This is a genomic window from Novosphingobium sp. HR1a (genome assembly GCF_015594425.1).
Lineage (GTDB): Bacteria > Pseudomonadota > Alphaproteobacteria > Sphingomonadales > Sphingomonadaceae > Novosphingobium > Novosphingobium resinovorum_A.
Genome location: NZ_JABXWS010000073.1, coordinates 1 through 14,635 on the forward strand (window position 1 = coordinate 1; position 14,635 = coordinate 14,635).

The window sequence follows — 14,635 nt, forward strand, 5'->3', positions numbered from 1 at the left end:
ATTCCAAACCCGGCGATGAGCTCCGGTTGTTTAACCTTGGTTAGTGAAAGGCCCCCGAAGCTGGAGGTGCCGAGTGTCTATCGCAGCCTGGGGGCATTTCGTCTTTAACGTAGTGCCGGGACAAACTATGTTAATTTTTGCCGCGGCTGGATCAAGTAATCTCTTCTCGTTGGGGGGAGATTAGAGGGACTCGATGAAGTCTATTCAGCCTGCCGAGAATATTCGCAGCTTTCGCCGCCATGATCATCTGGCGCGCAGTGGGGACGTTCAGGACACCATTTACCAGCTCCAGGAAGGCTGGGCATGCCGGTATCGTGTACTTCCCGAGGGCCGGCGGCAGATCACGGCGCTGTTCTTGCCGGGCGACTATTGCGAGGCGCATTGGATGTTGGCCGGCCGCGCCGACCTGCCGGTCATGGCGCTGACCGAGGTGCGGGTCTCGGAAATTCCGCTGGCGACGGTCCATGCAAAGCCTGGACAGGGTGTGATGCAGCTATTGGGCGAAGTCATGAGGACCTTCAACCGTCAGACCGACTGGATCGTCGGATTGGGGCGCAAGACTGCGATCGAACGGGTCGAGGCGCTCATGGAGGAGATTTACGACCGCATGGCGCAAGTAGGCAGGGTGGCGAACGGCAGTTGTACCGTACCGCTGACGCAACACGACATTGCGGATATCGTCGGCCTTACACCCGTCCACGTCAATCGAGTAATGGGCGATCTCAGGGAGCGTGGTTCCCTGCGTTTCACAGGCAAGATTCTCCATCTCAGGAGGCGCGACCGGGGCGATGGCGCAGCGAACGGGTCGGCAGTTCCCAACCAGATTTCGTGCTCTTTGAACGGTGGAACGGCGCATGCCGCGGGGCAGGCCAAACCTTTATACTAACCCACTTTATACAAACACATGAAATCCGTTTGTTATGAGAGCGAAGCGGAACCCCTTAATGGAATTCGGCTTTCCTGGTAATCCAACCTTGGTTTCGAAGATTAGAGAAACCGGACCGAGAGGCAGCACCATGGCACCGCGTCGCGGCAGAAAACCGAAACAGCCCGGCAGCAGGCGGCTGGGTATCATGGGGGCGATCACGGTGGCCGTCATCCTGTTGATCGTGATCGTCACATTCGTCGGTCGCAACATCTGGCATGCCGACAAGCTGGAACAGGAACAGCGAACCGGCACTCGGGAAGTCAACGGTTTGTCCTGATCAAACGCATGTCGATCGGTCAGCATTGCATTGAGACCGCCATGCAGAAACGAAAGGCAGAAGGTGCCGCTCATGAAGACGTTTGCCTACGCATCATGCCTTGCCTCGGTCCTGGGGTTGGCTACCATGCCATGCCTTGCGCAGTCCCTTGCCTCCGTCGACGCGCCGCCGCCGGCCTCACCACCAAAGGTGACTGCGGCTCCGGCGACCGCTGCCGCTGACATGCAGATGGTACTCGACAAGTTTATGGCTCTCGGTGCCAAGCCGATCGAGACGCTCACGCCGCTCAAGGCCCGGCTCCAGCCGTCGGTCGCCGATGCCGCCAAGGCGGTGATGCGGGAGAAGGGCATGTCGACCGCGCCTGATTCCACCGTAACGACCAAAGACGTGCCATACGGCGATGATCCGATGCAATTTGCGCGCATCTACCGCCCGGCAAACGCCGGCACGGCAACGCTCCCGGTGATCGTGTATTATCACGGCGGCGGCTGGGTCATCGCGGATGTGAACACGTACGATGCGACCCCGCGCTTCCTTTCCAAGCAGCTCAACGCGATCGTCGTCTCGGTTGAATATCGCCATGCACCCGAGTTCAAGTTTCCGGCGCAGCACGACGATGCGGCGATGGCCTATCGCTGGGTGTTGCAGAATGCGGCCAGTTGGGGTGGTGATGCCGGGCGGATCGTGCTGGCAGGCGAGAGTGCCGGCGGCAATCTCGCGGTGGCGACAGCTATCCGGGCACGCGACGAGGGGCTGGCGCTGCCGGTCCACATCCTGTCGGTCTATCCGATCGCCAACAGTTCCATGACCCTACCCTCGCGGACCGACTCCGCTAATGCCAAGCCGCTCAATGCAGCCATGCTGAAATGGTTCGGTCATTACTACTCTGCCTCGCAGGCAGACCAGCAGGACCCGCGCATCAACCTCGTCGCGGCGTTGCTCAAGGGCCTGCCGCCGGTGACGGTCATAAATGCGCAAATCGATCCGCTCCGCTCGGATGGAGAAACGCTTGCAAGCGCATTCAAGGCGGCCGGTGTCACGGTTGACCAGCGCACCTTTCCCGGCGTCACCCACGAATTCTTCGGCATGGGTCAGATCGTGCGTGGTGCCTGGGAGGCGGAGACTTACGCGGTCAAGAAGCTTAAGTCCGCCCTCGCAGACTGAAGCCGGACCGAACGGATCATTGAAGGAGAGGTATCTTGAACAAGCTGCTACTGACCATGCCCGCGCTGTTGGCGCCGGTGTTCCTTTCGTTCTCATCGCCCGCGATGGCGCAGGCGATGACCCCGAGCGAGTTCGTCAAGACCGCCGGTGCCAGCGATCTTTACGAGCGACAGTCGAGTGAGATGGTCCTTCAGACAACCAGTAACCCTGCAGTGAAGAGCTTCGCCTCAATGATGGTTGCAGACCACACCAAGAGCACGGCGAAAGTCAAGGCGGCCGCGGCCAAGTCCAGGATCAAGGCAGCACCGCCCATGCTCACTCCGGCGCAGACGGAGATGATCGCACGACTGAAGGCCGAAAGCGGAACGGCGCGGGATGCTGCATATATTGCGCAGCAAAAGAGTGCCCATCAGCAGGCCCTGGCGGTTCACAGGGCCTATGCGAAGGACGGCACCTCGGGGCCGCTCAAGGCCGTGGCCGCCGACGTCGTGCCGGTGGTCGAGCATCATATCGACATGCTCAAGGCGATGTAGCCGGGGTCATATAGATTGGAGGGCTCGCAACGGTGAAGGAGCGTTCAAGCAATACGCAGGCTCCCGAGCACGACCAGCCGGGCGGCGGGGCGGCACTCCTTATCCTTGACATGATCAACCGCTTCGACTTTCCCGGTGCCCCGCAACTGGAGCCCAGGGCGCTGGAGGCGGCAACGGCGATAGGCCTGCTGCGCAGGCAATTCGAAGCGTGCGCCCTGCCGGTGATCTATGTAAACGACAAGTTCGGCCAATGGCATTCCGAACGGGCGCAGATCGTCCATGAGGTCCTCGAAACGGGAAACTCCGTAGCGCGCGCCATTAAGCCAAGCGACGGGGACTTCTTCGTGTTCAAGCCGCAATTTTCGGGCTTTTACGCAACGAACCTGCCGGTGCTGCTGCCCAAGCTTGGCGTGACGAAACTGGTCCTTACCGGCGTAGCCGCGGACATATGTGTCCTGTTCACGGCAGCCGATGCGCACATGCGCGACTATGCCCTGTGGGTCCCCGCGGACGCCGTGGCGGCGGAATGCGCCGAGCGCGAGCGGTGGGCGCTGGAGATCATGGCCAATTCGATGGGCGCCCAGACCTCGGCCAGTACCGAGCTGTCTCTGGCCGACTGGCTGCGCGGTGAGACGTGAGCGGAATAGCGTCAGGAGTGGCGTCCTAGGCGGACAAAGAGAAAGGCGTAAACACAATGTTGCCCGACTTCGAGGTGCTTCGCGGCCGCATGGTCGACACCCAGCTTGTCCGGCGCGGAATCCACGACAGGCGCGTGCTTAAGGCAATGCGCACCGTTCCGCGCGAACGTTTCGTGCGCGAGGACTTGGAGGAATTCGCCTATGATGATTCCGCGCTTCCGATCGAGGAAGAACAGACCATCTCGCAGCCCTACATCGTCGCACTGATGATCGAGGCGGCCGAGGTGGGGGAGGGCGACCGCTTGCTGGAGGTGGGTGCCGACTCTGGCTATGCCGCCGCCGTGGCCAGCCGCATTGCCGGACGGGTGACCGCGATCGAGCGATACGAAGCCCTAGCCAGGCTTGCCGCTTGCAGGATCGCGGCGCTCGGTTACGACAATGTCGACATCCACGTCGGTGATGGCACGACAGGTTGGGCGGACGCGGGCCCCTACGACGCGATCATGGTCACGGCTGGCGGGCCCGGCCATCTCCGACGCTCTGAAGCGACAACTGGCGCCTGGGGGCCGCATGGTCGTTCCGGTGGGCGATCTGGGGAACCAGATGTTGTGCAAGGTTAGGCGCATCGGCACCGATCATTTCGAAACCGAAATACTGGGGGCGGTGAAGTTCGTGCCGCTGATCGGGGCCGAAGGCTGGCTGGAGGACGGCAGCCTGGCGGCAAGCAACCATGCGCCGGGCGCGTCGCGCAATCTGACTCTGCCGCAGATGATAGCCAAGGCCGCCGAACCGCTGCCCGCTTTCGACGATCCGGCATTCGGCGTCCTGTTCGATCGCTTTGCCGATCGCCGGCTCGTTATGCTGGGTGAGGCGACCCACGGCACCAGCGAGTTCTACCAGGCGCGCGCAGCGATTACCCGTCATCTGGTCGCCCACCATGGTTTCACCATCGTCGCGGTCGAGGCAGACTGGCCCGATGCCGCCAGCGTGGATCGGTACGTCCGCCTGCGCGAAAAGCGCGGTGGCGCGGAGCGTTCGTTCCAGCGCTTCCCGACATGGATGTGGCGCAACATTGATGTTCAGGCCTTGGTCGCGTGGTTGCGCGAGCATAACGGCGGGGTGGAAGATCCGGCGGCACGAGCGGGTTTCTACGGCCTCGACATCTACAACATGTCAGCTTCGATCGGAGCCGTGCTGGGCTACCTCGATCGGGTCGACCCGGATGCGGCCCGGACCGCCCGCGAACGCTATGGATGCCTAATGCCATGGCAGAAGGACCCCGCCACTTATGGCCGTGCCGCCCTGAGCCGGGGCTATGCCGAGTGCGAGGACGCGGTGATCGAACAGTGCCGGGCTCTCCTGGCCAAGCGGCTGGATTACGCGGAGCGTGACAAGGACGATTTCCTCGATGCCGCGCAGAATGCCAAGCTAATAGCATCGGCCGAGCGGTACTACCGGATCATGTACTACGGCGGATCGGAAAGCTGAAACCTGCGTGATACGCACATGTTCCAAACGCTCGAGCATTTGCTTGAGGCCAAGGGACCGGATGCGAAAGCGATCGTATGGGCGCACAATAGCCACATCGGGGACGCACGCTACACCGACATGGGCATGTCTCGGGATGAACACAACATCGGCCAGCTCGCACGGGAGCGCTGGGGCGAATCGGTTGCGCTCGTCGGCTTCGGCACTCATTGCGGCACGGTGGCCGCCGCGACCGACTGGGACGGCGACGCGGAGATCAAGCGCGTCAACCCGTCTCGCCGAAACAGTTACGAGCGACAGTTCCATAATAGCGGAGTCCCAAGGTGCCTCGTCGACCTTTCGCCCGAGCGTAACACGGCGCTGTGCCGTCGATTGTCGGAGCCGATGCTCGAGCGCTTCATCGGCGTCATTTACCGCCCCGACACGGAACTGTGGAGCCACTACAGCCAGGCGACACTATCCCAGCAGTTTGACGCCTTCGTCTGGTTCGACGAGACTCGGGCGGTCACTCCGCTGGGTCCCGAACATCACCGGAGCGTGCCCGAAACCTATCCGTTCGGGTAATAGGTCAAAGAACGCCGGTCGCCCAGTAGAGCCGGCATGGTGGCACGTTCCGCCATTCGAATCCGGTTTCCACCTTGGCGAAGCGTTCGCGAAGCAGCGGGGCGATCGCGTCGCGCATTTGATAGGCCAGGAAGTGGCCACCGGGAGCAAGCACGGCGCGGCTGTCGTCCATGATCTTCCTCGCCGCCGATGGGGGCAACGTAGAGAACGGCAGGCCGGAGACGATGCAGTCGACCTGCTCGATGCCCAAGCAAGACAAGATCGAACGTACCTGGGCGGCGGACCCGGCCACTGGGTACAGTCTCTCGTCGGGGAGGTTTTCTTCTAGCCCGCGTATGAACCACTTTCCCGTGTCGATCGCCACGAGCCTTGCTTGGTCCGGCAGTAGGTCCAGCAAGGCGCGAGTAAATCCTCCGGCGCCGGGGCCGTACTCGACCACCCAGCAGGCATTATTCCAATCTATCGGCGCAAGCATTCGGCGGATCAGACAACGCGAAGCGGGAAACGCCGATCCCACGCCGAGCGGCGAGCGCAGAAATTCCTTGAAAGACAAACTGAGGCCCGATCGCAAATCGTTTCGACCATGCGTTGACGCGGGAGCCGGGCGTAACCGGGTTGCCATGGTGCGAGCAGTGCTCAGTTCCGGAAAACGGGCACCACAAAGCGCCTGCCGTCGTCTTTGCGCGCGGGCCGACTGGCGACCTCTGCCAGGCGCTGCTCTTCCGCCAACGTGAGTGAGGCGCTGGGCTTGGGTCGAAGGCTTTGATCGTTCGTCAGAATCTTATGCATAGTGGGCACCTGCGGCTGCATTTAACCTTAGAAGATCCCTCTCCGCGTTCGGTTTCCGGTCACTGTCAAAAGTTAAGGCCATCGCGGGTGCCGCCCGCAGGAATGGTTGCGACACGCGCGGACGATTCTGGCGTTCCAGATATCTTTAAATGAATCAATCCGAGGGAACTGCATAGACAGGAGAGCGCATTGATGCCTGTATCGAAAATAGACCGAGGATGGGACGATGTCCGTGATTGGATGGAAGCTTGATACGCAGGAGAGAAGCTCGTTGTTGGAACGGTTTCCTCCAGAGTGGCCCGATGTCATAGCCGACCACATCACTTTGAAATTGGGCGCGGATGGCCACGATTGCCTGCCCTCGCAGAACAAGGGCAACATCGTTGGCGTGGTCAGTGACGGAAACGGGCTGCAGACGATGATCGTCGCCATCGCTGGCGAAACCGATCGCCCGGATGGAAGCACGTTTCACATCTTGGTCGCTCGATCGCAGCCGTGGCCGTCATCCGGCAGAAAGCGGCGATTTGATTGCTTCGCAAGGATGGGTGCCTTTGGACATGCCAATCCCGATCCGGATTCTGCCTGTCCGGTACTGACGCACGCCGTAGCGACACTCGGGTGACCCGGGCGCTTCAGTCGCTCTTGCGCTTGTGCTCGGGTTTTCCCTTGCGCTTGGTCGAAGCCATGGCTTCAAGCTATTTTTCGCTCATGGATTTCTCCATGGACCGCGACGCGCCTTTCAGGTTGCTTTCGGGCGTATCGCCGCGCTTGGCCGACAGGGCCGCGCCAGCGGCCTTCTGCTGTGCTGCGGACTTTGCTGGCATCTTCCTTCTCCTTCATGCTTGTCGTCCAAGGCTCACGGCCCGCCCCGGCCGCCGGTCGCGCCGAAGATCTGGCCCGTCGTGTAGCTGAACGCGGGATCGGCAAGCGCGACATACAACGGGGCAAGTTCCGCCGGTTGCCCGGGCCGGCCCAGCGGCGTGTCGGCGCCGAATTCGGTCAGCGTCTCCGGCTCCTGCCCGCCAGTGACCTGCAACGGCGTCCAGACAGGCCCCGGCGCCACGCCATTGGCGCGGATGCCCTTGCTGGCCAACTGCTTGGCGAGGCCCTTGGTGAAGTTCATGATCGCCGCCTTGGTGCAGGCATAGTCGATGATGTTCTCTGGCGGATCGTAAGCGGTTACAGACGTCGTATTGATGATTGCCGAGCCCGGCTTCATCAACGGTATCGCGGCTTTGGTCAGCCAGAACATGGCGTAGACGTTGGTCTTGAGCGTCGTATCGAACTGCTCTGTGGTAATGTCGAGGATCGATGTCTGGCTGACCTGCCGCGCCGCGTTGTTGATCAGGACGTCCAGCCCGCCGAGCCGCTGTGCCGCATCGCTGACCAGCTTGCGGCAAAATGCCTCGTTCCGGATATCGCCGGGCAGTTTGACGAACCGGCGGCCGGCCTGCTCCACCAACTGGCCGACGTCCATCGCATCCGGCTCCTCCTCGGGCAGGTAGTTGATGGCGATGTCGGCGCCTTCGCGCGCCAGGGCGATCACCGCGGCCCGGCCGATGCCACTGTCGCCGCCGGTGATCAGCACCTTGCAGCCGGTAAGTCTGCCGGACCCGCGATAGCTGGTTTCGCCGTGGTCGGGGCGCGGGGTCATCTTTCCGGTGAGGCCGGGCCAAGGCTGCCGTTGCTTGGGGAATGGCGGCTTGGGATAGCTTGCGGCACGGGTGCTGGTCGGCGCACCGGGGCTATGCTTCTCCTGCGCCACGGCCGGCGCTGCGACGGCAGCAGCGTAGCCGGCTGCCGCAACGCCCAGGAGATCACGGCGGGACGCGTTTGCCTCGAAGGTCATGGGTCGGTTCTTTCGCGTTGGATGGAGCTGGATCACTGGATGGTCGGAAGCGCCGTGCGGCAGTCCTTCGCGCATTCGCGGCACATCTCGGCGCATAGGCGACAATGTTCGTGTTGGCGCCGCGCGCATTCCTGGGCGCACAGGTCGCAGGCGCGGATGCAGGTTTCTATCATCGAACGTAGCACCGCGATGTTGCTGCCCGTGCGCCGCACGGCCAGGCCGTGGCGTCGCACACGTCGGCGCAGTCGAGGCAACTACGAATGCATTGACGCATCTCCATGGTCTCGGCCGAGCAGGCGTCGGCGCACGAGTTGCACATGACCGCGCAGAACATCGCGCGACGCGCGGCAGTGGCCAGAGCTTCGTTCAGTGTCTCCACACCGGGATGGAGAGAAATCATCTTGTGGACCGACATTCATTTACCTGCCGTTATGTTATACGCTGCGGTTATGGCGATGACGGTCGGCGCGCCTTGTGTGTTCCACCGGTATAACTTGGGTTGGTGAAAGCCAGTCGCTCAGCGAGTGAGAGCGTAACAGGTATCATGTCTCCTGAACTTCCAGGCTGATGGCGCATTCTTTCAACATCGAAAAGTGGCGGAGCGCGAAAGATGGCCGAGATGGAAAACCGGAAATCAGCCTGCATAGTCCGAGCCTATGCCACGGGCGGCGCGGCTATGACCAACGTTCACGACATCGCCGCGAGATCCGAACTGATGCGCCGGATCGCTGACCTCTGCGGCGGCACGGCGGGCGAAACCGCCGAAGTGGCACGCCCCAGAGAACTATTCGTGCCTGACGACACGATGCTCGTGGAGGCCGCTGCTGCGATGGGGATTTTCGATGCTTCGCAACTTTACGGAGGTGCGGTTCCAGCGCGCTTCGTGGCCACCAAAGTCATTACGCACGGATTGCCGTTCCAAGGTGCGCAGGCGCCGCCCGAATGGTCGCACGCGCTCGGCGGCAAACTGGGTGACGCGGTTCTGCGCGGCTTTTCGGTTTTCTCCCGCGCGGATGCATCCGCTGCCGGCCGGCTTCTGCTCGATCACGGGCCGGTCAGGCTCAAGGACGTGGAGGCGACCTCCGGAATGGGTCAGACGGTGGTCCGCGATGCCGACGACCTCGATGTCGAGATCGACGCCATGGATGCAGCAGTGCTTGCCCAAACCGGGCTCGTAATCGAGGAAAACCTCACCGACGTTACGACTTATAGCGTGGGCATTGCGACACTGTTCGGGATGTCGATCGCCTATTGGGGCACGCAGAGCCTGACGCTCAATAATTTTGAAGAGGAGGTCTATGGCGGTTCTCATTTGCGATGCGTGAGAGGAGGCTGGCTGCAACTTAGGCGTCTAGAACTCGGCCCCGAACTTGCCGAGGTTATTGATCGGGCCCAGCATTACGACCGGGCGGTATCTGTCGCTTACCCCTCGATGTTCGCATCGCGTCGGAACTACGACGTAGTTTCGGGCCTGGATGGGCGCGGCAACAAACAAATAGGTGTGCTGGAACAGAGCTGGCGGGTGGGCGGGGCAAGCGGTGCGGAAATCGCGGCCTTCGAAGTTTTCGCCGCTTATCCTGCCTGCACGTCGGTCGAAGCATCCACCGTCGAGATATACGGCGGGGCCGAACAAGCCCCGCCAGGCGCCGCGATCTATTTCAGCGGCATCGATCCGGTGCTCGGCCCCCTGATCAAGTATGCGATGACACGATGATGAGTGGGCGAAACCCGGTCGAGATTTACGCTGGCGGTGAAAAGCTCGCGGGCACGCTGCTGTCGCCTGCCAAGCTCATCCCTGGGGTACTGTTCATCCACGGCTGGGGTGGGTCGCAGGAGCAGGACCTAGCCCGCGCCGAGGAGATCGCTCAGCTCGGCTGCATCTGTTTCACGTTCGATTTGCGCGGGCATGCCGGGCACGATGGGAAACGGGACCTCGTCACGCGATCGGACGGGCTCGCCGACGTGATTGCCGCTTACGATTTCCTGGCGTCGCAGGAGGAGGTCGATCCCACCGCTATCGCCGTGGTGGGGACCAGTTACGGTGGGTACCTGGCGACTTTGCTTACTTTGCACCGCTCGGTTGCATGGCTGGCGCTACGCGTTCCAGCGCTTTATCCCGACGATCATTGGGATGTTCCCAAAGCCCTGCTGCCGCGTGCCGAGATCGTGACGTATCGTAGCCATTTTCGCACCGGGCACCACGATAAGGCGCTGGCAGCGTGTGAAGCCTTCTGTGGCGATGTTCTAATCGTGGAATCGGAATATGACGATTATGTGCCTCATCCGGCGATCAGCTCCTTCATGGGCGCGTTTCAGCGTACCAACTCGCTGAGCTATCGCATCATGAAGGGGGCGGATCATGCGCTGCGAAACGAGGCGTGTCGAAAGGCATACAATGATTTGCTGCTTACTTGGATCGAAGAAATGGTCCGGGGTGGTCGCCGGACGGCAGTATGAAGCGGCAAGCGAGAGGCATGCGATCTGGCAACAATTCTCAATCGGCTTGGCGTGGCGCGAACGCCCCCCAACAGAACGGGGGTTGAAACGTCGAGTCCGCTTCGATCATTGGACCGGTACTCAGTAAGACCGATGGCAGTTAGTTGAAACCGTGGGGCAGGGCGGTCGCACGCCGGGCGGGGCACTCGTTTGAGGCGCAACCGTGTTTACGTATAGCCCGATGGCGCTAAACTCTGCCGAAGCCCGCAGTGGCGGCAAGCGCCGAGTACGCCTTGGGGCAAAGAGCCCTTCATCCCGGCTCGATCGGGCTGATCTGGCGCGCGATTATTCGGCGCACGTTCGACGAAGGCGCACTTCCGGACCTGGCGATGGACGATCTGGGACGCCTTCTGCACGAGTAAGCGGCCACCCGACCCGGGCTGGGCTAAACCAGGACCGGTTCGCCAGCATGGAGGCCGTGGATGGGATCATGGACGCGCTACGATGGAGAGCTTCGTATGCCGCACGCCTATAATCGTAACCTGGCCGCAGAGCATGGGGCGGCCGGGAGACTTATGAAGAAGCAGGGTTAGGGCTGGCGGCGGGTGGTTGCTGGAGCAAAATTGTTTTACCACCGTTGACCAAGCAGCCGGAGTCGAAGATCACGCGAGGCTGCATATCAGTCACGAGCGTGGCGTAATATGTTATATCTAATGGATCCGATTTGAAACGGACGGAAGATGCTTGAAGATGATGTGACCACGACCCTTGCGAGACTCGGCTTGGCCACGGTGTTGGGTCTGGTTCTTGGTTTCGAACGAGAGCGGCGTGGCCATGATGCCGGTCTTCGTACGCATGGCCTCGTGTCACTCAGTTCCGGCATGCTCACCTTATCTGCGCTGGAGCTCGTGGAGCACCATGGTGAAGGTGATCCCGTTCGCGTCATTCAAGGTCTCGCGCAGGCAATAGGGTTCATTGCAGGCGGTCTCATATTTGTGAGGGGAGGGGATGTGCGGAACATGACCACCGCCGCCAGCCTGTGGATGGCGGCTGCGGTAGGGATCACCGCCGGAGCCGGGCAGTACGTCTTGGTAACGGCAGGGACCGCGCTTGCGCTTTTGTTGCTTGCCGCAGTGACGTTGGCCGAGCGCGTATTCCCTCGGCGCGATAAAACAGACGGCCATCCAGAAGAAATACAGATGCCTAACCGCCGAGGATCTGCTTCTCCTGCCGGAAAAGACCCGGTGGACGATACGTAAGCACGGCGAGGACATTGTCCGTCTGTTTCGAGAGTTCCGATCAACCTGTGACCTCAAAAAATCCGGTGCTAGGTTTTTTAATAGGGAGATCAGCTCTTTCTGAAGGTCGACACGCGATAGATGTAGACGATTAAAATACTAACCATGATCAAGGTGCTTGCAGGGCCGAGGTAACGCTCGATAGCATCGAACTTGGTGCCCAGGATGTAACCGGCAACACCCAAAGCCGTTGTCCAAAGCCCGGCTCCAAGCGCCGTCAGGAATATGAAGCGGCTGATACTCATATGAAAAATGCCTGCTGGGATTGAAATGAGCGTTCTGACCCCAGGCACAAGGTGACCGAGTGGCACGGCCCAGTTACTGTGGTGCTCGAAGCGAGCCTTCAGTTCGTCGATCTGCTGCGGCTGCAGCGTGATCCAACGTCCGTGGTGGTAAGCCCATTTTTTCAACCGCTCGTTCCCTACTACGCGAGCCACGGCGTACCAGAAGCAAGCTCCAGCGAGAGTTCCGCCTGTCCCCGCGACGAGAACCCTGGTCAGACCGAGCGTGCCCTTGCTAGCGGTGAAACCGGCCATTGGCATGATGACTTCAGATGGCAAAGGTGGGAATAAGTTCTCCAGGAACATTAGCAGCGCGATACCCACGTAACCCATCTGCTCGATCATCTGCGTTATCCAGTCGGTCAAAATCATGCTCCATGTTCTCGACCGGGCGTCCCGGCCATGCCGGCATGAACGTCGCAACGTTATAGATCGCTCCAGGCAGCAACTCTGTGAAACGAAGAGACGAGACAAGACCGGATTTGGTTGTGCGTGCACCTGCACATCAAGGTGCTGCTGGCTCTGGAGGCGGCGATGGGGTTGCGTTTCGAACTGAACTACCAGGCGAATTTGACCGCATGGGGTGCGGCAGCGTGCATGCGGTTTTGGCGGATCACCAGCGAAGACATCTACCTTGAACAGAGTTATGTCTATGTCGCCAACTTCTTCCACAATTGCGAAATCTGGGAAAGCGAGATCGAACACGCGGCGCACTACCGCAACTTCCTGGGTGTAACGTGCCTTCAGGATGCTGCGTACATGGCCATCTACGAATGCTTCGACTCCTTTGCCGGTTTCGAACATTATCTGAAAGATGGCGGGCCTGACCTTGAGCCGGCGGCACGCATTTTGATCTCCGAATATTGCAAGTATGCACTGGATCGCGGTTGGTCGTTCTACCCAGATGCGCTGCCGCCCGAGGCCATCTCACCCGAACAGCGCGAAGCCAATGGCCATGTTGATCGCAAACTCTCCTTTCCACTGGAGGACCTTTATGCCGATGGGCAAGTAGCCGGACAGGTCGGCCAGGAGGTCTATGGCGCGGGCGCCGCTTTCATCTTCGCTTCTCGCGCCTTTCACCACGTCAAGGACGCGCCTTTCCGTCTCTACTGCGATCATTTCGTGCGTGCTTTGGAGCGGACCGGCGATCGGTCGCTTACCCTCTCCCTGGACGGCGGCGAGAACTGCAGCGCCAAGGTCAGCCTCGTGCGCCTGAAGCGGCGACAGCCCGTCAAGGCCAAGCTGCTGACGATCGCCGGCGACATGCTGCGCCCGCAGGAGACTTGCCCGGACCGGGTGGACTTTCGCGTCCCCGCGAATGGACGCCTGATATTGAGTTGGGAATAACGGCGTTAAACGAGATCAGAAGTGAGAAACCTGCGTGGTGGTCCGGGCATTGCCAGAAAGTCAGGTGGTTAGGGGCGGTCGGCCATCCGGCGCCTCAAAATCTTGTTGGCAACCGGAGGTCAAGGATATGATTCAACTCGGCAATGTCCTGAAGGCAGTGGGACCCAATGCGGCGATCGTGTTCGCGGCCTGGATATTCATGGGCTTTCTGCAGCAACGCTACGATAGCGCGCTCGATCGTTATCGGTCTGCCGTCGGCGACTACAGATCCAACGACCATGAAGGAGCGCGCGCCGGCAACCTCAAGGACCAGATCGTCACCTACCGTACCCGTTGCACGCTGATGGGCCGGGCAACGATGACGGGCCTGGTTGCCGCCGTCTCGCTGATTGCATCGCTTATCTTCGGCGCGGCGGACGTGCTCGTCCCGGCCAATCTTTTCATTACTTACGCTGGCACGGCGGCCACGTACCTGGGCTTTGCGCTGGTGATCGTGGCCGCCATCGTGGTCATGGCCGAAGGGCGGATCGTGCGCAGGCAACTGGACGACGAACTGCGCGACGTGCCTGAACTTGCCGGCGAAGCCGGACATGTGGAAGGTAGGTCGAAACGTTAGGCCGCTATGGCGGCGCGGCTCGGCAATCCGCTACATTCCGTGCATGCCGCCCGCCAGCGGCATCGTGGAATGGTGGAGATGGTTCATGATCCAGATCGAACCGAAGATCACGAGCCCCACGATGAGCACGCCGTAGGCCAGGGCAAGCACGTTGTTGGTGTTGTCGGGGCCGGTTGTAACATGCAGGAAGAAGACGAGGTGGATGCCCATCTGCGCGACTGCCAGCACGATAAGCGCCATCGGCAGCGCGGGGCGCCATATCAGTTCGACGTTGACGAGCAGAAATGAAAGTCCGGTCAGCAGGCCCGCCAGGACGAGGCCTATGATATAGCCCTTTATCCCGCCCGACAACTCGCCGATGTCGGTTGCTTCGTCGCCAGGAGCGGCATCGTGAGGATCGCGTTCGTGGTCGGCGCGATTTTCCATG

The 14,635-nt window shown here is 61.0% G+C and carries 17 protein-coding genes and 3 pseudogenes; 14 read left to right on the plus strand and 6 right to left on the minus strand.

The features are described 5' to 3' along the window. The first annotated feature begins 193 nt into the window (after window positions 1-193). The 7 genes and pseudogenes from HWN72_RS20105 (at window position 194) to HWN72_RS20130 (ending at window position 5,592) form a co-directional block, all read left to right on the plus strand. Window positions 194-886 carry a Crp/Fnr family transcriptional regulator gene (locus HWN72_RS20105; RefSeq protein ID WP_211151173.1) on the plus strand — a complete coding sequence of 231 codons (693 nt, stop codon included), beginning with the start codon at window positions 194-196 and terminating at the stop codon, window positions 884-886. A 130-nt stretch (window positions 887-1,016) separates the two neighbouring features. After that, window positions 1,017-1,205 (plus strand): hypothetical protein, encoded by a 189-nt coding sequence (locus HWN72_RS20110; RefSeq protein WP_211151174.1) that lies wholly within the window; start codon window positions 1,017-1,019, stop codon window positions 1,203-1,205. A 72-nt stretch (window positions 1,206-1,277) separates the two neighbouring features. Continuing rightward, window positions 1,278-2,369, plus strand: coding sequence for an alpha/beta hydrolase (locus HWN72_RS20115; RefSeq protein WP_211151175.1), 1,092 nt, complete (start codon window positions 1,278-1,280; stop codon window positions 2,367-2,369). A 35-nt stretch (window positions 2,370-2,404) separates the two neighbouring features. After that, a complete protein-coding gene (locus HWN72_RS20120) occupies window positions 2,405-2,902 on the plus strand; it encodes a DUF4142 domain-containing protein (RefSeq protein WP_248006173.1) in 498 nt (165 codons plus the stop codon). A gap of 32 nt (window positions 2,903-2,934) precedes the next feature. Then, a complete protein-coding gene (locus tag HWN72_RS20125) occupies window positions 2,935-3,540 on the plus strand; it encodes an isochorismatase family cysteine hydrolase (protein ID WP_309141583.1) in 606 nt (201 codons plus the stop codon). 56 nt (window positions 3,541-3,596) lie between these two features. Further along, window positions 3,597-4,160 (plus strand): protein-L-isoaspartate O-methyltransferase, encoded by a 564-nt coding sequence (locus tag HWN72_RS31630; RefSeq protein ID WP_256434601.1) that lies wholly within the window; start codon window positions 3,597-3,599, stop codon window positions 4,158-4,160. Further along, window positions 4,081-5,592: pseudogene (locus tag HWN72_RS20130) on the plus strand (erythromycin esterase family protein). The gene HWN72_RS31630 and the pseudogene HWN72_RS20130 overlap by 80 nt, the downstream one beginning before the upstream one ends. A 4-nt stretch (window positions 5,593-5,596) precedes the next feature. Here the strand turns inward: HWN72_RS20130 and HWN72_RS20135 are convergent. Further along, window positions 5,597-6,145 carry a class I SAM-dependent methyltransferase gene (locus HWN72_RS20135; RefSeq protein WP_248006174.1) on the minus strand — a complete coding sequence of 183 codons (549 nt, stop codon included), beginning with the start codon at window positions 6,143-6,145 and terminating at the stop codon, window positions 5,597-5,599. Between the two features lie 462 nt (window positions 6,146-6,607). Between HWN72_RS20135 and HWN72_RS20140 the strand changes: the two genes are divergently transcribed. Next, window positions 6,608-7,003: a hypothetical protein gene (locus tag HWN72_RS20140; RefSeq protein ID WP_248006175.1), complete on the plus strand. Its 396-nt coding sequence runs from the start codon at window positions 6,608-6,610 to the stop codon at window positions 7,001-7,003. 76 nt (window positions 7,004-7,079) lie between these two features. On the opposite strand, the pseudogene HWN72_RS20145 reads toward HWN72_RS20140, so the two are convergent. The 3 genes and pseudogenes from HWN72_RS20145 to HWN72_RS31875 form a co-directional block, all read right to left on the minus strand. Next, window positions 7,080-7,205: pseudogene (locus HWN72_RS20145) on the minus strand (DUF3008 family protein); the annotation flags it as partial. Between the two features lie 32 nt (window positions 7,206-7,237). Next, window positions 7,238-8,230, minus strand: coding sequence for an SDR family oxidoreductase (locus HWN72_RS20150; protein ID WP_211151179.1), 993 nt, complete (start codon window positions 8,228-8,230; stop codon window positions 7,238-7,240). Between the two features lie 32 nt (window positions 8,231-8,262). Then, window positions 8,263-8,403: a four-helix bundle copper-binding protein gene (locus tag HWN72_RS31875; protein ID WP_309141584.1), complete on the minus strand. Its 141-nt coding sequence runs from the start codon at window positions 8,401-8,403 to the stop codon at window positions 8,263-8,265. Between the two features lie 437 nt (window positions 8,404-8,840). Between HWN72_RS31875 and HWN72_RS20160 the strand changes: the two genes are divergently transcribed. From HWN72_RS20160 to HWN72_RS20175, 4 genes and pseudogenes are all read left to right on the plus strand, one after another. Then, entirely contained in the window at window positions 8,841-9,944 is a 1,104-nt protein-coding gene (locus tag HWN72_RS20160) for a DUF3182 family protein (RefSeq protein WP_248006176.1), read from the plus strand. Continuing rightward, a complete protein-coding gene (locus tag HWN72_RS20165; RefSeq protein ID WP_211151180.1) occupies window positions 9,944-10,687 on the plus strand; it encodes a S9 family peptidase in 744 nt (247 codons plus the stop codon). The genes HWN72_RS20160 and HWN72_RS20165 overlap by 1 nt, the downstream gene beginning before the upstream one ends. A 230-nt stretch (window positions 10,688-10,917) precedes the next feature. Beyond that, window positions 10,918-11,259: pseudogene (locus HWN72_RS20170) on the plus strand (integrase); the annotation flags it as partial. A gap of 147 nt (window positions 11,260-11,406) precedes the next feature. After that, a complete protein-coding gene (locus tag HWN72_RS20175) occupies window positions 11,407-11,925 on the plus strand; it encodes an MgtC/SapB family protein (protein WP_211151181.1) in 519 nt (172 codons plus the stop codon). Between the two features lie 89 nt (window positions 11,926-12,014). On the opposite strand, the gene HWN72_RS20180 is transcribed toward HWN72_RS20175, so the two are convergent. Then, window positions 12,015-12,617, minus strand: coding sequence for a DedA family protein (locus tag HWN72_RS20180; RefSeq protein ID WP_248006177.1), 603 nt, complete (start codon window positions 12,615-12,617; stop codon window positions 12,015-12,017). A gap of 120 nt (window positions 12,618-12,737) precedes the next feature. Here HWN72_RS20180 and HWN72_RS20185 point away from each other — a divergent pair, with 120 nt between their 5' ends. Together HWN72_RS20185 and HWN72_RS20190 are read left to right on the plus strand one after the other, a co-directional pair. Beyond that, window positions 12,738-13,592, plus strand: a complete 855-nt coding sequence (locus HWN72_RS20185) for a hypothetical protein (RefSeq protein WP_211151183.1) — start codon at window positions 12,738-12,740, stop codon at window positions 13,590-13,592. A gap of 127 nt (window positions 13,593-13,719) precedes the next feature. Next, window positions 13,720-14,208, plus strand: a complete 489-nt coding sequence (locus tag HWN72_RS20190; RefSeq protein ID WP_211151184.1) for a DUF2721 domain-containing protein — start codon at window positions 13,720-13,722, stop codon at window positions 14,206-14,208. Window positions 14,209-14,238: 30 nt separating this feature from the next. Here the strand turns inward: HWN72_RS20190 and cyoD are convergent, their stop codons facing one another. Next, entirely contained in the window at window positions 14,239-14,634 is a 396-nt protein-coding gene (gene cyoD, locus HWN72_RS20195) for a cytochrome o ubiquinol oxidase subunit IV (RefSeq protein ID WP_211151185.1), read from the minus strand. Window position 14,635: the final 1 nt, after the last annotated feature.